The organism is Lacticaseibacillus daqingensis, assembly GCF_003946115.1.
GTDB lineage: Bacteria > Bacillota > Bacilli > Lactobacillales > Lactobacillaceae > Lacticaseibacillus > Lacticaseibacillus daqingensis.
This window is the reverse complement of sequence record NZ_RHOH01000001.1, coordinates 180,217-198,420: the sequence shown is the minus strand read 5'-3', so window position 1 is coordinate 198,420 and position 18,204 is coordinate 180,217. Positions and strand designations below refer to the sequence as shown.

Annotated in this window: 22 protein-coding genes and 1 other annotated feature; of the genes, 5 read left to right on the top strand and 17 right to left on the bottom strand. The window is 57.7% G+C overall.

The genetic code is table 11. The features are described from left to right. Positions 1-2: 2 nt before the first annotated feature. From EKM88_RS00870 to EKM88_RS00795, 16 genes are all read right to left on the bottom strand, one after another. Positions 3-773 (bottom strand): ABC transporter permease, encoded by a 771-nt coding sequence (locus tag EKM88_RS00870; RefSeq protein WP_125702293.1) that lies wholly within the window; start codon positions 771-773, stop codon positions 3-5. A gap of 2 nt (positions 774-775) precedes the next feature. Next, positions 776-1,690, bottom strand: coding sequence for an ABC transporter ATP-binding protein (locus EKM88_RS00865; protein ID WP_125702292.1), 915 nt, complete (start codon positions 1,688-1,690; stop codon positions 776-778). 161 nt (positions 1,691-1,851) lie between these two features. Beyond that, a complete protein-coding gene (locus EKM88_RS00860; RefSeq protein ID WP_125702291.1) occupies positions 1,852-2,457 on the bottom strand; it encodes a DUF975 family protein in 606 nt (201 codons plus the stop codon). 229 nt (positions 2,458-2,686) lie between these two features. After that, positions 2,687-3,544: an MBL fold metallo-hydrolase gene (locus tag EKM88_RS00855; protein WP_125702290.1), complete on the bottom strand. Its 858-nt coding sequence runs from the start codon at positions 3,542-3,544 to the stop codon at positions 2,687-2,689. A 19-nt stretch (positions 3,545-3,563) separates the two neighbouring features. Continuing rightward, entirely contained in the window at positions 3,564-4,301 is a 738-nt protein-coding gene (locus EKM88_RS00850) for a GntR family transcriptional regulator (protein ID WP_125702289.1), read from the bottom strand. Positions 4,302-4,445: 144 nt separating this feature from the next. Further along, on the bottom strand, positions 4,446-5,048 hold the full coding sequence (locus EKM88_RS00845; RefSeq protein ID WP_125702288.1) for a YitT family protein: 603 nt from the start codon (positions 5,046-5,048) through the stop codon (positions 4,446-4,448). Positions 5,049-5,061: 13 nt separating this feature from the next. Then, entirely contained in the window at positions 5,062-6,363 is a 1,302-nt protein-coding gene (locus EKM88_RS00840) for a PTS sugar transporter subunit IIC (protein WP_125702287.1), read from the bottom strand. Further along, a complete protein-coding gene (locus tag EKM88_RS00835; protein WP_125702286.1) occupies positions 6,356-7,303 on the bottom strand; it encodes a DUF7916 family protein in 948 nt (315 codons plus the stop codon). Before EKM88_RS00835 ends, EKM88_RS00840 begins: the two co-directional genes overlap by 8 nt. 393 nt (positions 7,304-7,696) lie before the next feature. Then, positions 7,697-8,839 (bottom strand): trans-sulfuration enzyme family protein, encoded by a 1,143-nt coding sequence (locus EKM88_RS00830; protein ID WP_125702285.1) that lies wholly within the window; start codon positions 8,837-8,839, stop codon positions 7,697-7,699. 2 nt (positions 8,840-8,841) lie between these two features. After that, entirely contained in the window at positions 8,842-9,963 is a 1,122-nt protein-coding gene (locus EKM88_RS00825) for a trans-sulfuration enzyme family protein (protein WP_404819949.1), read from the bottom strand. Positions 9,964-10,042: 79 nt separating this feature from the next. Continuing rightward, positions 10,043-10,283 (bottom strand) — a binding site (T-box leader). Between the two features lie 97 nt (positions 10,284-10,380). Next, a complete protein-coding gene (gene lepB, locus EKM88_RS00820; protein WP_125702283.1) occupies positions 10,381-11,067 on the bottom strand; it encodes a signal peptidase I in 687 nt (228 codons plus the stop codon). 24 nt (positions 11,068-11,091) lie between these two features. After that, a complete protein-coding gene (locus tag EKM88_RS00815; protein WP_125702282.1) occupies positions 11,092-11,280 on the bottom strand; it encodes a hypothetical protein in 189 nt (62 codons plus the stop codon). Then, positions 11,277-11,813: a hypothetical protein gene (locus EKM88_RS00810; protein WP_125702281.1), complete on the bottom strand. Its 537-nt coding sequence runs from the start codon at positions 11,811-11,813 to the stop codon at positions 11,277-11,279. The genes EKM88_RS00815 and EKM88_RS00810 overlap by 4 nt, the downstream gene beginning before the upstream one ends. Before the next feature lie 52 nt (positions 11,814-11,865). Next, a complete protein-coding gene (locus EKM88_RS00805) occupies positions 11,866-12,099 on the bottom strand; it encodes a DUF2922 domain-containing protein (protein WP_125702280.1) in 234 nt (77 codons plus the stop codon). Positions 12,100-12,130: 31 nt separating this feature from the next. After that, positions 12,131-12,340 (bottom strand): DUF1659 domain-containing protein, encoded by a 210-nt coding sequence (locus EKM88_RS00800; RefSeq protein WP_125702279.1) that lies wholly within the window; start codon positions 12,338-12,340, stop codon positions 12,131-12,133. 59 nt (positions 12,341-12,399) lie between these two features. Continuing rightward, positions 12,400-13,254 (bottom strand): hypothetical protein, encoded by an 855-nt coding sequence (locus EKM88_RS00795; RefSeq protein ID WP_125702278.1) that lies wholly within the window; start codon positions 13,252-13,254, stop codon positions 12,400-12,402. A gap of 216 nt (positions 13,255-13,470) precedes the next feature. On the opposite strand from EKM88_RS00795, the gene EKM88_RS00790 reads away from it, so the two are divergent. Further along, the gene (locus EKM88_RS00790) at positions 13,471-14,019 is read left to right on the top strand and encodes a helix-turn-helix domain-containing protein (RefSeq protein ID WP_125702277.1); all 549 of its coding nucleotides are present in this window, start codon (positions 13,471-13,473) and stop codon (positions 14,017-14,019) included. Positions 14,020-14,176: 157 nt separating this feature from the next. After that, positions 14,177-15,085 carry a UTP--glucose-1-phosphate uridylyltransferase GalU gene (gene galU / locus EKM88_RS00785; protein WP_125702276.1) on the top strand — a complete coding sequence of 303 codons (909 nt, stop codon included), beginning with the start codon at positions 14,177-14,179 and terminating at the stop codon, positions 15,083-15,085. A 173-nt stretch (positions 15,086-15,258) separates the two neighbouring features. Here the strand turns inward: galU and EKM88_RS00780 are convergent, their stop codons facing one another. Continuing rightward, positions 15,259-15,891 (bottom strand): hypothetical protein, encoded by a 633-nt coding sequence (locus tag EKM88_RS00780; RefSeq protein WP_125702275.1) that lies wholly within the window; start codon positions 15,889-15,891, stop codon positions 15,259-15,261. Positions 15,892-16,060: 169 nt separating this feature from the next. Between EKM88_RS00780 and EKM88_RS00775 the strand changes: the two genes are divergently transcribed. From EKM88_RS00775 to fabZ, 3 genes are all read left to right on the top strand, one after another. Further along, positions 16,061-16,477 carry a MarR family winged helix-turn-helix transcriptional regulator gene (locus EKM88_RS00775; RefSeq protein ID WP_125702274.1) on the top strand — a complete coding sequence of 139 codons (417 nt, stop codon included), beginning with the start codon at positions 16,061-16,063 and terminating at the stop codon, positions 16,475-16,477. Beyond that, positions 16,470-17,336 (top strand): NmrA family NAD(P)-binding protein, encoded by an 867-nt coding sequence (locus EKM88_RS00770; protein ID WP_125702273.1) that lies wholly within the window; start codon positions 16,470-16,472, stop codon positions 17,334-17,336. The genes EKM88_RS00775 and EKM88_RS00770 overlap by 8 nt, the downstream gene beginning before the upstream one ends. 406 nt (positions 17,337-17,742) lie before the next feature. Beyond that, positions 17,743-18,183 carry a 3-hydroxyacyl-ACP dehydratase FabZ gene (fabZ, locus tag EKM88_RS00765; RefSeq protein WP_125702272.1) on the top strand — a complete coding sequence of 147 codons (441 nt, stop codon included), beginning with the start codon at positions 17,743-17,745 and terminating at the stop codon, positions 18,181-18,183. Positions 18,184-18,204 lie beyond the last annotated feature (21 nt).

The following is an 18,204-nucleotide window of genomic DNA, read 5'->3' as shown; positions in this document are numbered from 1 at the left end:
TTTTAGATGCTCCGCTTGCGGAAGCTTGCGTAGGCAATCAGACCAAAGAGCACCGTGTAAACGAGGCTCCCCACCACCATCACCGGGGTGGTAAGGTGCGTCATGTTGGCCAGGGCCGGCGTGACCAGCTGGTTGCCGGTCATCAGGAAGGTGAACGGGTTCCACTTGAGCCATTCCCACTTGGCGATCAGCGCGATCAGGATGCCGGCCGCGATGGTGATCACGAAGTAGCCGATAAACCCACTGGCGATCGCGGCCGCGTTGGTTTTGAACAGCGTCGACAGCATCAGCACCACCGACAGGAGCAACAGCCCCATCAAAAGCGTCCCGGCCTGACCCAGCGCGTAGGTCTGCCAGTGCGGCACGTTCTTGGCGGTGGCGAACCAGTCGTACTTGCCCCCGATCAGGCTCAGCACCACCGTCATCGCCGCGGCGATCACCTGAAGTATCAGGAATTGCAGGACGGCGACCACGACTTTGCTGAGGAACACTTGGCTGCGGTAGTACTGGCGGTACAGCAGCTGCTTCATCGTGCCGTACTGAAATTCCATGGATACGATGCTGGCGACACTGGCGATCGCGATGAACATCACCAGATCGCCGCCGATGTAGCTGTTCTCAACCAAGGTACTAGCATTAAACAACGGGGAGTCCGGGTAAACGGCGGCCAGTACCGCCATCGCGACCTGCACCAGCACCATGAAGCCGATGGCCAGCCACGTGCCGAGTTTGTGCGTCAGTTTGTACCATTCTTGCTGAATTAATGTCCCCATGCTCACGCCTCCCCCTTGTCTTCATGCACCATGGCCAAAAAGGCGGCTTCCAGATCGCGGGCCTTGCGGTCGATCGCCTTGATCGCGACCCCGTTTTGCACCAGGGCGTACAGCGCCGCGTTCAGCAGGTCCGTGTCGGTGTCCTCATGCAGCACCACGGTGGCCCCTTCGATCGTGTAGGCGACCTTCGCCAGCGTCAGCGCGGTCGTGGCCTGGCTCAGGTTGGCCGGCGTGATCACGTAGGTCAGCCCCCCGACCTTGGCGAGGTCGGCCATCGGCGCCTCGCGCACAATGTGGCCGTGGTTCAGGATCAGGACGTCATCGGCGACTTTTTCCAATTCCGACAAAATGTGGCTGGAGATCAGGAAGCTCGTGCCGTTGGCGGCCATGTTGCGGATAATGTCACGCAGATCCTTGACCGCCTGCGGGTCCAGCCCGTTCATCGGCTCGTCGAGGATCACGAGCTTCGGCTGGTTGACCAGCGCTTGAGCGATCCCGAGCTTCTGCTTCATCCCGAGGCTGTACAGCTTCGCCTTACGGTCAATGTACGTGTCCATACCCAGCGCCGTCACGATCTGCTTGATGTTGGTCGCCTGGTGGTGCTTGGCCGCGAACAGCTCCAGGTGCTGCCGACCGGTCAAAAACGGATAGATCCCTGGGTATTCGATCAGTGCGCCGACCTTGCGCAGTGCGCGGTGGCTCGTGATGGAAACCGGCTCGCCGCCAATTTCGACCCCGCCAGCGTTGATGGGGATCAACCCCAGGATCGCCTTCATGATGGTACTTTTACCTGCCCCGTTCGGCCCGACCAGGCCGACCACGTGCCCTTCCTCGACGAAAAAGTCCACGCCGTGCAGCACTTGTTTGCCGCCGAACGCCTTGTCCAGGTGGTCGACCGTTAGAATCGTGCTCGTCATTCTGCCCCTCCTCCAGCGCCAATGCGCATTCATGTGAAAAGAATACCATAAACGCGCACCGTTGCCTCCGCCCTGCGGCCGATTATTGCCCGGGCAATATCATTTTGCCGACCCGCTGCACAAAAAAAGCGCCCCGCGCATTGCGTGACGCCCAGTTGTCGCTAGTTGTTTTCGCCGCTCACGCGGAAGCGGTCCCCGGCCAGCTGCCGGTAGTAGCAGGCGTAAGTTGTCTGCATGTACGGCACCAGCCATAACAGCCCGATCCCCAGCGTTAGCACCGTTAATAGGCCCCACCCGATGAAGCTGAGCTGCAACACGAAGAGCTCCGCCTTGTGGCCAACCATCAGCTCACGGCTTGCGTTGATCGCATCCACGGCGCCGATTTCGCGACCGGCATCCGTCATGTCTTTGACAATGTAGTTGGCCTGCGAATAGGCCAAGGCCTTCACGATCCCCGGCACGATCAGCAACAGGGTCCACAGATAAACGAAGATCACCACTAGCAGATTCGTCAGGAAGGTGGGCATGAACCGCTTACCCGTGAACCCGCTAAAAATGCCGTTGAAGAGGGATTCAGGCGCCGTTCCATCCACAAACTCAAGGAACGTGAACACGACCCCCGCCGACACGATCATCCCCAAGATGCCCAACGTCACCCCAGCCACCAGAACCGTCATGATATCGCCAACTAGGGCCAGCGCAATGGCCCACCCCCAGCGACCGCGCAACCGGTCCTTGGCTTGCGTTTTAATTGCGGCACGATTCATTCGCTCAGCTCCTCTCTAAAGTGTCCCTATCTTATCACACTGAGTGACGCAACGGGGGCGAGAACCCTCGAGTAGGGACCGCCCACATCCAACTCTTTTGGCCTGAACGAATCTTTTACTGCGATCGGCTAACGTGCCAGCCTCAAGCATTGACCGCGACACAAAAACAGCGATCACCGCAGTCAAAGGTGATCGCTAACTACTGGATTTTCCAGTCTACATTTTGCCTCTAGTTGCGCTGCGGCGCCGTGATCTCGTATTCGGCGCCATCATACGCGACCATGACACCCTCACGCTGCGCAATTTCACGCATCTGCGCATAAGTCTGTCCGCCGTTATGCGAAAAGTGATTGATCACAAATTGGGTTTTAGCAGATGCGAGATGTTTTTCTTTAAGCGCCTCAATTAACGCCAGATTTTGACGCCAGTTCATATGTGCTGAAATCTTACCGGGTAACGTTTGACTCGTGCAATCTAACGAAACAAAGTCAAAATGGAAGCCCTGTTGCGTCAGAAATTCAAACATACTATCTGTTAAATACCCTGTGTCATGCGTCCATAGTATCGTTGGGCCCGACTTTTCTCTAATGACATAAATAAAGCAATCTGCTTTGAAGTTTCCGTGTTGTGCAGGTAAGGTGAACACCTCATACTGGTCAATCATAAACGACTCGTATGGTCGAACAATGTGAAAATTAAACATTTCCGTATCCCAACGACCCTCGAGTTCAAAAGCGCGTTCAATAAACTTCATCGTATAGGCGTTAACGTAGACCTCTAATCGCTGTTCAATGCCCTGTGAATAGCCCTTCATTCGATACGCGAGATCCTCTGCATAGAGGTGATCGGAGTGCCAATGTGTAATCAGCAAATTTCGAATGCCATTAAAGTTGATGCCATATTTCATCTGATGCAAATAGCTATCACCGGGGAAGTCAATCATCAGCCTTCCGTCATCAATCAATGTCTGAGTCTGTGTCCGGAGCTCACGTCCGCCTTTTTCTCGAGCATTCGTGCATACGGAACAACTACAAAACATCGCTGGAATTCTCTCGGCGGCTGCCGTCCCCAAATATTTGATTTTCATCTCTGAGCCTCATTTCTGGTTATTCCACTCTCCTGGAGGCATGGTAGACGAACTCTTCTGCGCGGGCGTCATCCAACACAACCGCGAGTGGCTCGTTGTTACTGGTATAAATAACGCGTTGCGTCTGCATCACAGATACAGGCGACCCAATTTCTAAATTCTCTAGCACTTCAGCCGAAGCGGGTACCACTTGAATCACGTCATCCATGTGAAGGGCGCGCGCGCCAAATTCATCGATCAGGATCCGCTGCGGCGACTTATGCTCAAACTCATAGGGGAGAATCTCCTGATAGCGCTCATACCCAAGATAGACGCGTTCATATATTACCGGCAAGGTATCCGCAATTCGTAGCAATCTTATTTCAAGTAGTTTTGTGCCTTCGTTCAACTCCAGCAGTTTGGCCATCTGCGCCGTAGCATCTGGGTACTCAACACCCAGCACTCGCGTTCGGGCGTGGCGCCCACTCTGCTCAATCAGTGCCCGAAATTGATCTTCCACATATTCGCTTGCTGGCGAATCTTTTCGGCTTGAAATAAAGGTTCCCCGACCTTGTTGGCGATTGACGTAACCAATCTGTTCTAATTTTTGTAGCGCGATTCTTACTGTTGTTCTGCTCACACCATACTGAACGGATAAGTCACGCTCTGTCGGCAGCATATCGCCGACTTGCATCTGAGTGTTGATCCACTTCTTTAATTGATCGACTAACTGATCTGATAGTGATTCAGTTCCGTTCTCACCAACGTATTTGACCATGAAATCGTCTATCCTTTACAAGTTAATGATAGCGCTATTACGGAGTTATTATAGCCCATCTATCAGCATCGAGCGAACTCCTGCAAACGGTCGCGAATCCGCGATGATTCGCTCAGATACAGCCGCTCGCAGTTGTTCTACTAGCTAGCTTACCTTTTGTTGGACTAGTTCCACACGCCGATTATCTGCCCGTTTAAGTAACCATTGCAACAGCCTCGTATGGAAGAAGCTGAATATTAAGCCAATTACCACTGACTGAACGCCATAAACCAGTAAACCAACCAGTAATACAGCATAGTTGATCATTCGTAGCATCACAGCCAAGTTGCGCCCAGTCCGCTTGTGGATAATTAACGCAATCACGTCCATCCCGACTGTGGAGGCATCATTATCGATGCAGAAGTAATAGCCTAGTGCAATTAGAATACACGACAGGCCAACATCCACAACCAGGTTGACGTGAAATAGATTAGGCATTAAGTAGAACAGGCTAAAGAACAGGTTATACGCAACGCTGCTCAATAAGGAGCGCAGGAAGTTTCCCCTGCCGAGAAATATCCAACAAACCACAAGGAGCATTAGTGTAATGCCGTTCGTCAGATAGAGCATTGGGATTCCGGATAATCGGTTGGCAATCATGGATACACTAGTTACCCCACCATTGATGATACCATCAGGTGCCATCCATTGGGCATACGCGAATCCCATCAAAATATTACCCAAGATAATCTTTAAAACGGCCTTCATTAATTTCTCCGATCTATGCTTCCTTGGCGCTGATCTTTTCAGCTTCCTTCATTTCCTTATCGTAGATTCGCTGGTCGTATTTTGTGAAGAACGGCAGATAGATCAGCGTTGCAACCACCATGTTCACCAGTTGTAGCAGGACCCCTCGAATACTCCCTGTGACCAAATAGCCGCTCACAAACACCGGTGTCGTCCAGTGCACCATGATGCCATTAGTTCGTGGTACGAGACCTGAATACATCGCATAATAGCTGATTGTGAACACAACAACGACAGATACAACATACGGAATCAGGATAATCGGGTTAAAGATGACCGGAAGTCCAAACATGATTGGCTCATTAATAGAAAATAACGTCGGACCAATGCCCAGTTTACCCAGCTGCTTGTTCTGCGCACTCTTTGACCGAAAGACAATGAGTAAGGCAAGTGCCAGAACTACACCTGAGCCACCAATGTGAACAAAGACCCAGAAGCTGTCGCTGATAATATTTGGGATTGGCAAACCAGCAGCGACCGCCTTACGATTTTCATCAAGCTGTTGTAGGAAAATTGGACTCATAATTGAGTTGGCAATGTTGCCCCCGTGAATCCCAACGGCCCATAAAAGGTGCACTACCAATACGTAAGCCAATCCGCCGAGATAGCCACCCCCAACTTTCTTTAAGGGCGCCCCAAGAACAATCGTGATCACGCTGTTGATACTTTCCATCCCAACGCCTTCAACCAACAGGCGAACCAGCAACACGATGACAACGACGGCGATCGTTGGAAACATGGCTGAAAAGGAATGCGCAACATTAGGCGGCACGCTCTCTGGCAAGTGAATCTCGATATGTTTCTCCTGCATGAACTTAAAGACATGCACCGTGAGAAATGAGAGCACGATCGCGACAAACAGTCCCAGGCTTCCCAGCTGGCCAAGTGGCACATCGCCGGCCTTAGTCAGCGGAATGGTCAACATATACGCAGCCATGTTAGCAATAGCCGGAGAAAATGGCTCGATTTTATGCTCACGAGCATAAAAGTATGCAATTGATGCGGAGGCGGCCAGGCCCATAATGTTAAACGTTGCATTAACAGCATAGGCCAGCTTATCGCCCCACCCATTGCCAAGAATCGCGTTAATTGCACCGTCAAAATGCAACAAAGTCGGCAAGTTGATACAAATTAAGAAAAATGATCCTGCCATAATCAAGGGCAAAATTACTGCAAACCCGTCTCGAATTGCGCCGACAGCCTTGAGTTCACCAATCTTCATTACTTTTGGCAGAATTTTGTTGTTGAGTGTGTCGGTAAAGCTCTGCTTACTCATGTGCTTGCCCTCCTCTATAGTCAGAGCGAGATAACATCGTGATCTGGTGACGAATCCCTCGAATGGCGACACCTAATGCATAAATATTCTCCGGTAGTGCCATTCCCGTCATTGAGTCGCCAATGTGTTGAATGTCGGCACCCCCGGCTTTGGATGCCAGTGCAATCTGCCGAATGGTTGCTTTATCTGACGAGTCTTGACTCGTCCCATTCGCAGTCATAATCAGAACACGATCTTTAATTTCTTTATCTTCGTTGTAAGCCCGAACATACTGAGATATTTCACGCAAATCCTGTGGCATGAACCCAGGAACTGTATAGGGTGCGGGGACCAAGAGTACATCAACCCCCGCCGCCACGTACCGTTTTGCAATCTCCAGATCCATAATGACGCCCGGTATACCAGCACCGTGCATCTTCCCGGCAAAAATCAAGCCTTTGTAGTGTTGCCGTGCCATCGCGACGGTCGCCAGAATAGAATCGTTTGATACACCGGTCGCCGGATTCCCTGTTAGGCAGATAAAGTCAAAGCCAAGCTCTTCCGCTTTGTGTAAGGTTTCAGGCGAAGCGCGACGACCTAAAACAATATCGAACCGATTTTCAACCAGATCAACGTCCTCATCCACCGGTTCAAGATTAATCCCAATTGGCCGACTCACCGCTTTCTTTAACCATTGAATCGGATACTCATGGGCCTCTGGCGTGTCCGGTAGACCCTGGATTCGAGGATTGAAGATGTCAAATGCATTGAGCATTAATAAGTCAGCGCCAGCAGCCTTTTCAACTTCAGCATTAGAGACACTATCACCCAAATACGGTTGCGCTGTGGCGACATTTTCTGCACAAATGACACGCCCTTCTGATGCAACAATCGCTTGCTTTAATTCGTTAGCAGTTAAGTTTAAAAAATCCTTCCCTGCCATATCCAACAATCTCTTCATTCAAATACCTCCTACCAGTATTGGCCTAGCGACATTGGTTACAACCAATATTGGTTGTAACCAATGTGAATGATAGCGCTATCACAAGCGCGGGTCAACCTAAATTTTTGATTTTTGTCTTAAATCGCGCACAAACGCAGGTATGCGCAACGAGCGATTTAACTCATCGCTTGACGAATTGGCCGAGAATCGTGTCTTGTGTTTATCGCACCGCATAAAGCCAACCATCCAGATCTCACGGTCTGCGCATACCGAAATCGATCAGTGCCGTGAACCTGAATCGTGCAAAAAAGCGCTGCAATTCCTCATAATTCGAGGAGTTTCAGCGCTGATTCCCGATACTTGAAATCTTTTCAATTACTTTGTTTCACGTGAAACTACCACCCTGTGAAACTAATCCAGCCGCGCCAACCCTTGGCGTAGGTCATCGATGAGGTCATCCGGGTCCTCCAGGCCAACGGAAAAGCGCAGCAGCCCCGGCGTGATGCCACAGGCGACTTGTTCGGCCGGAGTCATTTCAGCGTGACTCATTTTAGGCGGGTACGACAGGATGGACTCGGCGCCTCCGAGGCTGACGGAAAACTCGGGGATGCGCAGGTGCTCGGCCAAAACGCGGGCGTGGGCTGCGGAACCGACGTCAAAACTCAACACCGCCCCGCCGTTGACCGCTTGCCGCTGCTGAATCGCATACCCGGGATGGCTGGCGAGCCCGGGGTAACAGACGCGCGAGACCTGAGGCTGGTGGGCCAACCACGTGGCGATGCGTTGCGCCGCGTGGCTAGACTGCGCCATGCGTACGCCGAGGGTCTTAATACCGCGCAGCAGTAAGAAAGTATCCGTCACGCCTAGGGTCGCGCCACAGGCATTCTGGATAAAATAGAGCCGTTCCGCCAAGGCGGGGGCATCGGTGACGGCGGCCCCGGCGAGGATATCCGAGTGGCCGGAAAGAAACTTGGTCGCCGAATGCACCACGATGTCAGCGCCTAATGCCAGCGGTTTTTGCAAGATCGGCGACATGAAGGTGTTGTCGACAATGGTCACCAACCCGTGCGCTTTGGCAATGGCGGCGCAGGCAGCGAGGTCGGTCACCGCCAGCACGGGGTTAGAGGGCGTCTCAAGGTACAGGCCCCGGGTGTTCGGCTGAATGGCCGCTTCAAGCGCGGTCAGGTCAGTGGGGTCAACGAACGTGTGCGTGATCCCAAAGCGGTTGAGCACCTGGGTCAGCAAGCGAAAGGTCCCTCCGTAGACGAACTTGGAAACCAGCAGGTGGTCGCCTTGGCTGAAAATAGTCAGGACGCCCGTGATGGCTGCCATTCCCGTACTGTACAGAAAGCCGGAGCGGCCCCCTTCAAGCGTTGCGATGGCCTGTTCGCCGACTTGGCGCGTCGGGTTGCCGCTGCGCGCGTAGTCGAATTCGCCAAAGTGGTCAAAATCCGCCTGATAAAAGGTGGAACTCAGATGGATCGGCGTGTTGACGGCCCCGCTGGCGGGGTCTTTGACCGTGGTGGCCTTGATGATTTTGGTCCAATCGTGCATGGCTAATCCTCCTTGGGCTGGGCACCGGCGATGGCCTGCGTCAGGTCGGCCAGCAAGTCTTCTGCGTCTTCCAACCCGACCGAAACACGGATCAGCTGCGGCGTGATCCCCAACGCGCGGCGTTGGGCCTCAGGCATGTCGTGGTGGGTCTGAACATCCGGCACGGTCACCAGGGTCTCCACGCTCCCGAGACTTTCCGCAAACGAACAGACCTTCAGGCCGCGCAAAAAGGCGTCGACCGCAACCTCAGGCGCCAGGTAAAAGCTGATCATCCCACCGACCCCAGCGTATAAAAGTTTGGTGATGGCCGTCAGGTGTGGCAAGTGCGCCACCAAGAACTGTGCGTTTTCGGTGTGCGCCGCCATGCGCACCTTAAGCGTTTTCAGCGACCGCAGCAAAAGCCAAGCGGAAAAAGGATCGAGGGTCTGGCCGGTCGTGGTCAGCTGGGCCTGAAGCGCTTCGGCCAGCGCGGCGGTGCGCGCCACAACGGCCCCCGCAAGGATGTCGTTGTGCCCGCCGAGGTATTTCGTAGCCGAATGCACGACCAGATCCGCGCCAAGGGTGAGCGGCCGCTGGTAGATCGGGGTCAAAAAAGTGTTATCCACGGCCACGAGAATGTTCGGCCGTACCGCATGCACGGCGGTCGCAACGGCTTCAAGGTCGATCAGCTTCATCGTTGGGTTCGACGGCGACTCCAGCCAGATCAGCTTGGTTTCAGGCCGCAGGGCTTGAATGAGCTGCGCAATGTCACGGCCATCCCACGTGTCGTAGTTCACGTGATACTGCGCCTGACGCCGGTCGAAGTAGCGAAAGGAGCCGCCATACAGGTCATCGCTGGCGATAAAGTGATCCCCGGTCTGGGTAAAGGTGCTGAACACAAGGTCAATCGCTGCCATCCCCGAGCTGACGGCCAACGCCGCGGCCCCGCCCTCCAGCAAATTGAGTTGCTTTTCGAGCAACGCGCGCGTTGGCGTTTCGAGCCGCGCGTAATCGTAGCCGGTGGACGCACCCAGGCCGGGGTGGCGAAACGCGGTGGCAAAATATAACGGTGGCACCACCGCACCGGTATTGCGATCATCAGTGCCGTTGGTGCCCTGAATCAGTTGCGTGACGAGTTTTGTCATCATAAAGCTCCTTTCAAAGATCGGCGATAGTCCGGTTGCAGCCCCCCGCAGAACCCAAAAAGCCCCGCAGTCATCTAGACCACGGGGCGCGTGTGCGCGGTACCACCCGGATTTTTGACGGTTGTCACCAATCGTCACTACTTGTTCGGCGCATGGCGCGAAACAAGGACGCGTTAACGGGCGTTTCCGGTTCGCACTCACGATCGCTTGCACGAACAAGACTCGAAGACCATTTTCCCTGCTGCTTCACGGCCGGCTCACACCTGCCACCGGCTCTCTGGACGCTCACCTGCGGGTACTCATCTTGTCACTGTCTGAATGATTAGACCCATACTAGTGTTTCGATGAGAGTTAGTCAATGATTTTTTCATTAATATCTCATTATACGGTGTTGGCCGTCTGCTGTTTCACGTGAAACTACTTTCGTCGCTGCCGCCACTGCTGCCAATCCGGCCAGTAGACCCCGGCGACCCACAGCAGGACGAGCGTCAGCGGGACGAAGCGCAGGGCCTGACCCAGCAGGTGCTGCCAGCCGATGGTGTCGTTGAGGCCCAGGCGGGCAACGACTTTGCCGCGCAGCTGGCTGGCCTTGATGGGCCCGAACCAGCGCGAATCGGCGGAAACTGGGCGGTTATCGCCCAGGATGAAGTACTGATTTTTTTTCAAAAGCGTTGAGGTGACGTAGCTCGCGTTGCGAAACATCACGCCCCCACCGGCCACGCCGCCGTAATCGTACTGGCTGTTGTCCATGGCGTAGGTCACGTAGGGCTCACTGATCGGCTTGGCGTTGCGGTAAACCGTGGTTTGGCTGACGCCGATCAGGTCCCCCGGTTTGCCCACCAGCCGCTTGACCAGCAACCGATCCTTGGGCACATTCAGATTCTCGGCCGCGTTAGCAACGATCACAATGTCGCGGTAGCGGTAAGGCTGATTGAACCAGCGGAGTGTGCGCGGGCGCGCGACCACCAGCCACTGCCCGTCCGCAAGCGATGGCGCCATTGAGCGGCCCTGGGTGTGGTCGATTTGGAAGAACACGTTGAAGCCCATCACGAGGAGCAACAGCGTGGTGGTCACACTAATCCAGATTTGACGACGATGAGACATGGCGCACCCCCTAGGAAGCCTAGCTTACCACAATCCTCCTGGCTTCGTCGGCCCCACCCCTTGGCTTGGCGAAAACTTATGGCCTGACCCTGGCCCCACAGCAACGGCCACGGCGGGCCCTGCGTCTACCAGGGCGCCGCGCGGCCACACCAGCAGGCCGAACTGTACAACGAGCATCACAAGCAACCACCCTTGCCGCCGCCAGCGTTTCATGCGCGCACCCCCTTCAGCAAAACCTCCACCAGGCCCGTGTCCAGCGCCACAAACACGCCGGCCGCCACGTAACAGGTCGTGGTGCTGGTTTTGGCCCGGGTTGCAATGGTGTCCGCCCAGGCGGGGTGGCGCGCCACGCTGGCCAGTCCAAAGCTGAGCAGCGGGGTGAGGCCGAGGATCAGGCCCACCCCCAGCGCCACCGTCTGCCAGGTCGCGCCCACCAGCACGGGCAGGTACAGGGCCAGCTGGCACCGCGCCGTCAACACCACGACCGTGAGCATCACCGCAGGCGGCGTGGGTGCGTGTAGCGCCCAGACGAGCGGCACCAGGCCGGCCCCACCGACCAGCCACGTGGGCACCGCCAGCTGCAGGCCAAGGCTGGCGGCCCATGCGATCAGCACCAGCCCCACCGTCACGCCGGCCTGGCCCAGCGCCACGCGCCACGGGGTGTAGCGCGCCAGCAGGTACAACCAGACGAACAAGAATTCCAGATTTACACTGACGAACGCGAATCCTAACATGGCCAAGCGCATCTGCCTCACCCCCCTGAGTATGTACGCCGAGGCGTTGGCCTCGACGCAAGCGTTAGTTATAACTGCGCAACACCGTGGTGGTCGTGGCGACCTTGGTGGCTGCCACCGCCGCGGCGTAGTACAAGACGTCCCCGGTCCCGATGATCTGCGCGCCGATCACGGCGTTCATCAGCGCCTCCACCTCATCGGCGTTGAGATCGCTGTCGTACTGACCCAGCCGAATGGTGCGCTGGACCCCATCGTTGCCGCGAAAACTCAGCCGCAATTCCGTTGCCGTTGTGTCCATCGTGCTCACCTCCTTTCCCTAAGCGCCTAGGCTAACCCTTTTCGACCGTCGCTGTGATCGACAGCACCGCCGACTGCAACACGCTGTTTTGGGTCACCTTGGCCAGTGCCTCGCCCAGCGCAACGACCGCTGTGTCATCCGCATTGGGCAAAACGTTGGTCAATCGCCGCGTGAACGTCTTGCTGCTGTCCGTTGCATCCGCATAGCGGTACGTGACCGCCTGACTCACCGTTGCCTTCATGTGCTCACCTCCTTTGCCTCGGGATACTATAAGAAGCACCACTTGGCGGCAAAAGTGACTCACAACGGCCCCAACGCGTCCAATCCCTGCGTGGTGCTCAGCGCTTGGGCCAAGCGGGCCGTCAGCACGCGCTCTTCCACCTGCACGGTCGTCAGGTCAAACACGAGCCGCACCAGCTCCAACCCGTGGGCGGCCACGGCCAGCTGCAACACCCCCGCAAAGTCTGGCGCCGGCGCCACGGTACCCAGCGCACGCTGGTTTTTGGTCACCCCAAACGTGCTGCGCACCGGCTGGCTGTCGTACAGGAACTGGCTATACACCGGGGCCAGCGTGGCGAACGCGGTGGCCATCACCGCCCGGTAGTAGTCCTTCAGCGGGCGGAAGTACGCCGGCGCCATTGTGCCAAACGCCAAGTCTAGCGTCCACCGGTGCGCGCCGCGGCCCACCACGAAGCGGAACCGCCCCGGCGCCAGCGCATCACACGTCAGGAGCGCGTGGCCGGCAATGATGGCCGGACTGTGGCGCTGGCCCGTGCCGCCCAGGGAAAAATAGTACTGCGACAGGTGCGCGATCATCGGGGGCTGGCGCCGCCAGGGGCGCGCGCGAAACTGCGTCTCATACACCTGCGTGGCCACGGTCGCCAGATAAGCGGCAACCGTTGGCGGCACCTGATTCAAGCGGCGCCACAGCGTATGCGGGCGGATCTTGAGCACAAACGCGCGGCCGCGGCCATCCAACACCAGCGACCCGTACACGGCGTGCGCGATCGGTACGGCGCACACCAAGTCCGCCCCCAGCGCCTCAAGCGTTGTCTCCGGCAGCTCATCCACCCGCGCCAGCAACGCGGTGCCATCCCCTGGCTGCCGCCGCGCGTGCACCACCTGCACCTGCGTTGGCCAAATTTGCTCACTCATGCCTTTGCCCCCTCCCCCGGGCGCCTGCCGTGTCCCGCGGCACCCGCATACCCGTCAATCCGTTACGCCGATCCGCCCAGCCCGGCCCCACGCCGGTGCCTCCCCATGAAGGGGCGTTTTACGGTGAGGCGCTCACCCCTTACACTGTGACCATCGGTTCTCGAGAAGCGAAAACCCCAGCCGGTGGGCCCACCGGCGCCAAAGGACATGATGACCATGACTGCGACCCTCGCAGCCGGATTCGCGCTCAGCCTCAAACACCGTGGGGTGCTGCACACGGCCCTCGCCCGGGTAGGCCTGCGCCGATCCGATCCCGATTACCCCGACTACCTGCAAGACGCCCACATCATCTACGCCGAGTACTACGTCACCTACGATGCCCCACCGCGCACCCACGCGGCCCTGATCAAGTTCAACCGGCTCGCCGGCTTCTTCATCTACCTGCGCCTGATGCAAAAACGCAGCCGGGCGCGCACCCATGAGCAGGGGCTCGCCACCTACCGTCGCGACCTGGACCAGACCCTACGCGCGCAGACGGTCGCCGCTGCGGCCCTCGCCGACAACACCCGCATCGACCAGCTCAACCGAACCATCGCCCTCACCACCCTGTGGGCAACCGCCACCCCACGCGAACGGCGCGTGCTCGCCTTGCGGGCCAGTGGCGCCAACGACCGCGCCATCGCCCGCACCCTGCACCTGACCCCGCGGTCGGTGGGTCGGATTCGCCAGCACTTGGCCGAACGCTACACCGCCTTGCTCGGGTGATGGGCCAAGCGTACGCCCCCAGCCGCGCCCGCACCTAACGGAATGCTCAAGAAAGCTTAAGAATGCCGGCGCGTGCGTGAGAATTCAGGGCCAGCGCTACCTTTTTGGCCGCCAATACGGTATGGTGAAGGTATCAAATTGACTCTGGAGGCACACCATGAAAGTTAGAAAAGCCGTGATTCCCGCTGCCGGCCTCGGCACCCGGTTCCTGCCGGCCACCAAGGCGCTGGCCAAGGAAATGCTGCCGATCGTCGACAAGCCGACCATTCAGTTCATCGTTGAGGAAGCCAAGGCCAGTGGCATCGAGGACATCCTGATCGTCGAGGGCAAGCAGAAGCGCTCCATCGAGGACCATTTTGACTCCGCGCCGGAGCTCGAACAGAACCTCGAAGCCAAGGGCAAAACCGCGCTGCTCAAAATGGTGCACGACACCACCGACATCGGCGTTAACCTGTTCTACGTGCGCCAGCCTTACCCCAACGGCCTCGGTGATGCCGTACGGCTGGCCAAGTCCTTCATCGCCGGCGAGCCCTTTGTGGTGATGCTCGGCGACGACCTCATGCAGGACAAGGTGCCGCTGACCCAGCAGCTGATCAACGAGTACGAAGCGACTCACGCGTCGATCCTCGCCGTCAAGAAGGTGCCGCACCAGGAAGTCTCTGCGTACGGCGTGATCGATCCCGAAAGCGAAGTGCGCAAGGGCCTCTACAACGTGCGCAAGTTCGTCGAAAAGCCGGCCGTGGAAGACGCCCCGTCCGACCTCGCCATCATCGGTCGCTACCTGCTGACCCCGGAGATCTTCGACATCCTCGATGAGCAAAAGCCAGGCAAGGGCAACGAGATCCAGCTGACCGATGCCATCGACACGCTGAACCGCACCCAGCGCGTGTTCGCCCACGAATTCACCGGTGACCGCTACGACGTCGGCAACAAGTTCGGCTTCGTCCAAACCACCATCGAGTACGGTCTCACCCACCCTGAAGTCAAGGATGAGCTGCGGCCTTACATCCTGAACCTGGCGGCCAAGCTGAAGGCCGAAGACGCCAAGGGCAAAGCAAGTAAATAGCGCCACGCAAAAACGTCTCGCAACCGACTGAACGGTGCGAGACGTTTTTATTTAACAGAGCGATTAATATCAGTCGGCTCTTAGTCTCGCAGATCGAGGCCGTCAAACTGCAGCGCTGCACGCTAAATGCCGTCACGTCTGATCGCCGCGATTAACCGTTCGCGGCGATCCCGTCACCGCCCCTCGCCCAACTGAAAGTGCGCCGGGTCGGCCGTCTCCCCCATGAGCGATTCGGGGCTGAGCTTGGTCGCGTGCGTCACCACGGTCAACAGCGTGCCCGGCTCGGTCGTAAAATTGCGCACCCGGGCCAAGATGATCAGGCCGTCGCTGAGATAGTGAGCTGGGATGACCAAAGGCGATTCTTCCCCCGTCAGCAGTTTCAGCCGGGTGTACCACGTTTGGGCCGTGGTGTGGCCGGCCACGAAGCGCGCGGTGCTCGGTGCCATCAGCTTCATCGCGTGGCGCTCCTGATGCGTGTTGATCCACTCATTGGCGTAGTGCGCCAGCGTTTCACGCCGCTCACGCGTGTTCGCCGCAATGTCCCCCGCGGTTTCAGGTGTGGCCACCGCCACGTTTTGCGCCAGTCGGCCGGCAAAGCGCCAGCGCTCGCCGACTTGCCATTTGCCTTGCACCCATGCCGGTAGGAGCACCAGCTGGGGCGTGCGTAGCTTTGCGCCACCGGTCACGGCCACCCGGCTGGGGCGGATCACGGTGGCGCGCATGATGCGTGAATGCCCGGCGAAGTTCACGAACGCCAGCGTTTGCGGTTCGAGGATCTGGCCTTCAACGAAAATCTGCTTGCCCATAATCAAACACCTCCTTAGGGGCGCTATTATCCGGCCATGGGCGCTTTTTGGCAACTTTCGGGTGACATAGCGAGCTGAAAGCGGACCAGAAGCCGTTTTCCGCGTGGTTGACAAATCTTACTCAAACGTTATAGTTAGCGTACTAACTATCTATGCAAAGGAGTTTGCCATGCCCGACCTCGGTTACTTACTACTCAACCAAGCCAAGCGCCTCAAAGCCGCCCAGCAGCGCGCGCTGGGCGTCAGTCACATCACCGTCAGCCAGTGGGCACTACTGGCTGCGTTATCGCGCGCCGGCGCGGCCACGGCGGCTGAGCTGGCCACCGCGTTAGACATGGACCGGCCCACGGTGTCTGGCATCGTGGGCCGGCTGGTGGCCAAAGACCTGCTCGTTGAGACGCCGGTCGCCGGTGACCGGCGCGCACGCCTGCTGACAATGACGGCAGCCGGCACCGCCACGTTTGCGCAGTGCGCTCAGCTGGCCGATCAAACCAGCGCCGCCTACCTCGCCCCGCTGACTGCCGCGCAACAGCAGACGCTCCTAACACTCCTCACCCAACTGGAAGAAGGCCACCGCAATGACTAAGGTTCTCGTTCTTGGCAGCACCGGCAACATCGGCTGGCCGCTGGTTCAGCGGCTGCAAGCAGACCGCGTGGTTGACGTGGTCGCCGGGGTGCACGCGCACGTTCCCGAAGCGATGCAGGCACTCGGCGTCGCCACCGTGCCATTTAATTTCCTGGACCCCACCACGTTTGACGCGGCTCTGGCCGGCGTGGACAAACTGTTCTTCGTGCGCCCGCCCCAGCTAGCCGACCCCGTGCACGACATGCTGCCGTTTCTGACGGCGGTGCAGGCGCACGCGCTTCAGCAGGTGGTCTTTGTGTCGCTGCAAGGGGTCGAGAAAAATCCGATGGTCCCGCACCGAAAAATCGAGCAGATGATCCTGGACCTGGCGTTACCGCACACCTTTTTGCGCCCCAGCTTCTTTATGCAAAACCTGATCACCTCGCACGGCACCGACCTGCGGGAACGCCACGACCTGTTCATTCCCGCAGGCAACGCCAAAACCAGCTTCATCGACTGCGATGACATCGCCGCGGCCGCGCAGGTCGTCCTAAAAGAGCCGCAGTACTTGGGCCAGGCGCTGACGCTGACCGGCGCAGAGGCGCTGTCCTACGCGCAAGTCGCCACCCTCATGACCGCGGGGCTCGGCACCCCGATCACCTACTCCAAGCCGGGGCTCTGGCGTTTCCGGCAGACGATGCGCAAGCGTGGACTGCCCAAGGACTTTGTCAACGTGATGGTGATGCTTTACGTCATCACCCGGCTGGGCAACGCCAAAACGACCACGGATACCCTGCCACGCCTGCTGCACCGCCCGCCCCACAGCTTTGCCGAGTTTGTCCAGACCAGCGTGGTGCCGTTCTTCAACGCGCCGCACTAGGGGTGCCGGCGCGCACCCACGCTTAACTGACCAGCTGCTTCACGCAACCGGCGAAACTTAGCCCCAGGCCTCTGCCTGCGCTGGGTTTCGCCGTTTGCGTCGCCGCTGCTCGGGCGCGGGTGCGCGATCGGCACCGACTTTGCAGGCATCGCCAGTTATTTTATTGGCCACCGGCGCCATTCCACCATCTCGTAACGGTGAGCCGTATCGATCGCCAACCCCACCGTCAAAAGCCTTGCTGGCACGTCATCGCGCGCTGTCACCCCGGCATAAAAAGCGCGGTATTTTAAGCCCTTCAGAAATTGTAATTTGACAATCAAACCAGATGCACGTATCCTTTGAACATCCAATCAGTTGATTGGCCCGACCGGCAATGGCTGGTCGGTGACGCAAAGGAGGAAAGCCCATGACCGTTATGGATACGGTGGCGATTCGTGAAACGATCCCGAACCGCTTCCCGCTTTTTTACATCGATCAAGTGACGGCCCTGACGCCGGATGTCGCCATCGAGGCGGAGAAGTATGTGAGCATTGCGGAGGACCACTTGGTCGGGTACCTGCCGGCCGAGCTGATCATGCCGCCGAGCTTGATCATCGAAACGCTGGCGCAAACCGCGTCGATCTTGATCCTCAAATCCCCGCAGTTCGCCCACCGCACCGCGTACCTGGCCAGCGTGCAAGATGCGCGTTTCCCGCGGCCAGTGCCGTGCGGCAGTGTGCTGAAGCTGCAGGTCACCCTGACCAAAGTGCGCCGCAACACCGGCGCCGTGCACACGACCGCCACGGTCAACGGTGAGTTGGTCGCCGAAGCGGAATTACACTTCATCGTGCAGGGGGTTGACGCGTGACGGTTTTGGCCTGATACTTTG

Coding starts and splice junctions, on each gene's coding strand:
- fabZ (WP_125702272.1), top strand. CDS start 17,743: ATGACCGTTATGGATACGGTGGCGATTCGTGAAACGATCCCGAACCGC.
- EKM88_RS00790 (WP_125702277.1), top strand. CDS start 13,471: ATGACTGCGACCCTCGCAGCCGGATTCGCGCTCAGCCTCAAACACCGT.
- EKM88_RS00840 (WP_125702287.1), bottom strand. CDS start 6,363: ATGAGTAAGCAGAGCTTTACCGACACACTCAACAACAAAATTCTGCCA.
- EKM88_RS00870 (WP_125702293.1), bottom strand. CDS start 773: ATGGGGACATTAATTCAGCAAGAATGGTACAAACTGACGCACAAACTC.
- EKM88_RS00825 (WP_404819949.1), bottom strand. CDS start 9,963: ATGACAAAACTCGTCACGCAACTGATTCAGGGCACCAACGGCACTGAT.
- galU (WP_125702276.1), top strand. CDS start 14,177: ATGAAAGTTAGAAAAGCCGTGATTCCCGCTGCCGGCCTCGGCACCCGG.
- EKM88_RS00805 (WP_125702280.1), bottom strand. CDS start 12,099: ATGGACACAACGGCAACGGAATTGCGGCTGAGTTTTCGCGGCAACGAT.
- EKM88_RS00850 (WP_125702289.1), bottom strand. CDS start 4,301: ATGGTCAAATACGTTGGTGAGAACGGAACTGAATCACTATCAGATCAG.
- EKM88_RS00770 (WP_125702273.1), top strand. CDS start 16,470: ATGACTAAGGTTCTCGTTCTTGGCAGCACCGGCAACATCGGCTGGCCG.
- EKM88_RS00795 (WP_125702278.1), bottom strand. CDS start 13,254: ATGAGTGAGCAAATTTGGCCAACGCAGGTGCAGGTGGTGCACGCGCGG.
- EKM88_RS00815 (WP_125702282.1), bottom strand. CDS start 11,280: ATGAAACGCTGGCGGCGGCAAGGGTGGTTGCTTGTGATGCTCGTTGTA.
- EKM88_RS00800 (WP_125702279.1), bottom strand. CDS start 12,340: ATGAAGGCAACGGTGAGTCAGGCGGTCACGTACCGCTATGCGGATGCA.
- EKM88_RS00775 (WP_125702274.1), top strand. CDS start 16,061: ATGCCCGACCTCGGTTACTTACTACTCAACCAAGCCAAGCGCCTCAAA.
- EKM88_RS00835 (WP_125702286.1), bottom strand. CDS start 7,303: ATGAAGAGATTGTTGGATATGGCAGGGAAGGATTTTTTAAACTTAACT.
- EKM88_RS00810 (WP_125702281.1), bottom strand. CDS start 11,813: ATGCGCTTGGCCATGTTAGGATTCGCGTTCGTCAGTGTAAATCTGGAA.
- EKM88_RS00860 (WP_125702291.1), bottom strand. CDS start 2,457: ATGAATCGTGCCGCAATTAAAACGCAAGCCAAGGACCGGTTGCGCGGT.
- EKM88_RS00780 (WP_125702275.1), bottom strand. CDS start 15,891: ATGGGCAAGCAGATTTTCGTTGAAGGCCAGATCCTCGAACCGCAAACG.
- lepB (WP_125702283.1), bottom strand. CDS start 11,067: ATGTCTCATCGTCGTCAAATCTGGATTAGTGTGACCACCACGCTGTTG.
- EKM88_RS00865 (WP_125702292.1), bottom strand. CDS start 1,690: ATGACGAGCACGATTCTAACGGTCGACCACCTGGACAAGGCGTTCGGC.
- EKM88_RS00845 (WP_125702288.1), bottom strand. CDS start 5,048: ATGAAGGCCGTTTTAAAGATTATCTTGGGTAATATTTTGATGGGATTC.
- EKM88_RS00830 (WP_125702285.1), bottom strand. CDS start 8,839: ATGCACGATTGGACCAAAATCATCAAGGCCACCACGGTCAAAGACCCC.
- EKM88_RS00855 (WP_125702290.1), bottom strand. CDS start 3,544: ATGAAAATCAAATATTTGGGGACGGCAGCCGCCGAGAGAATTCCAGCG.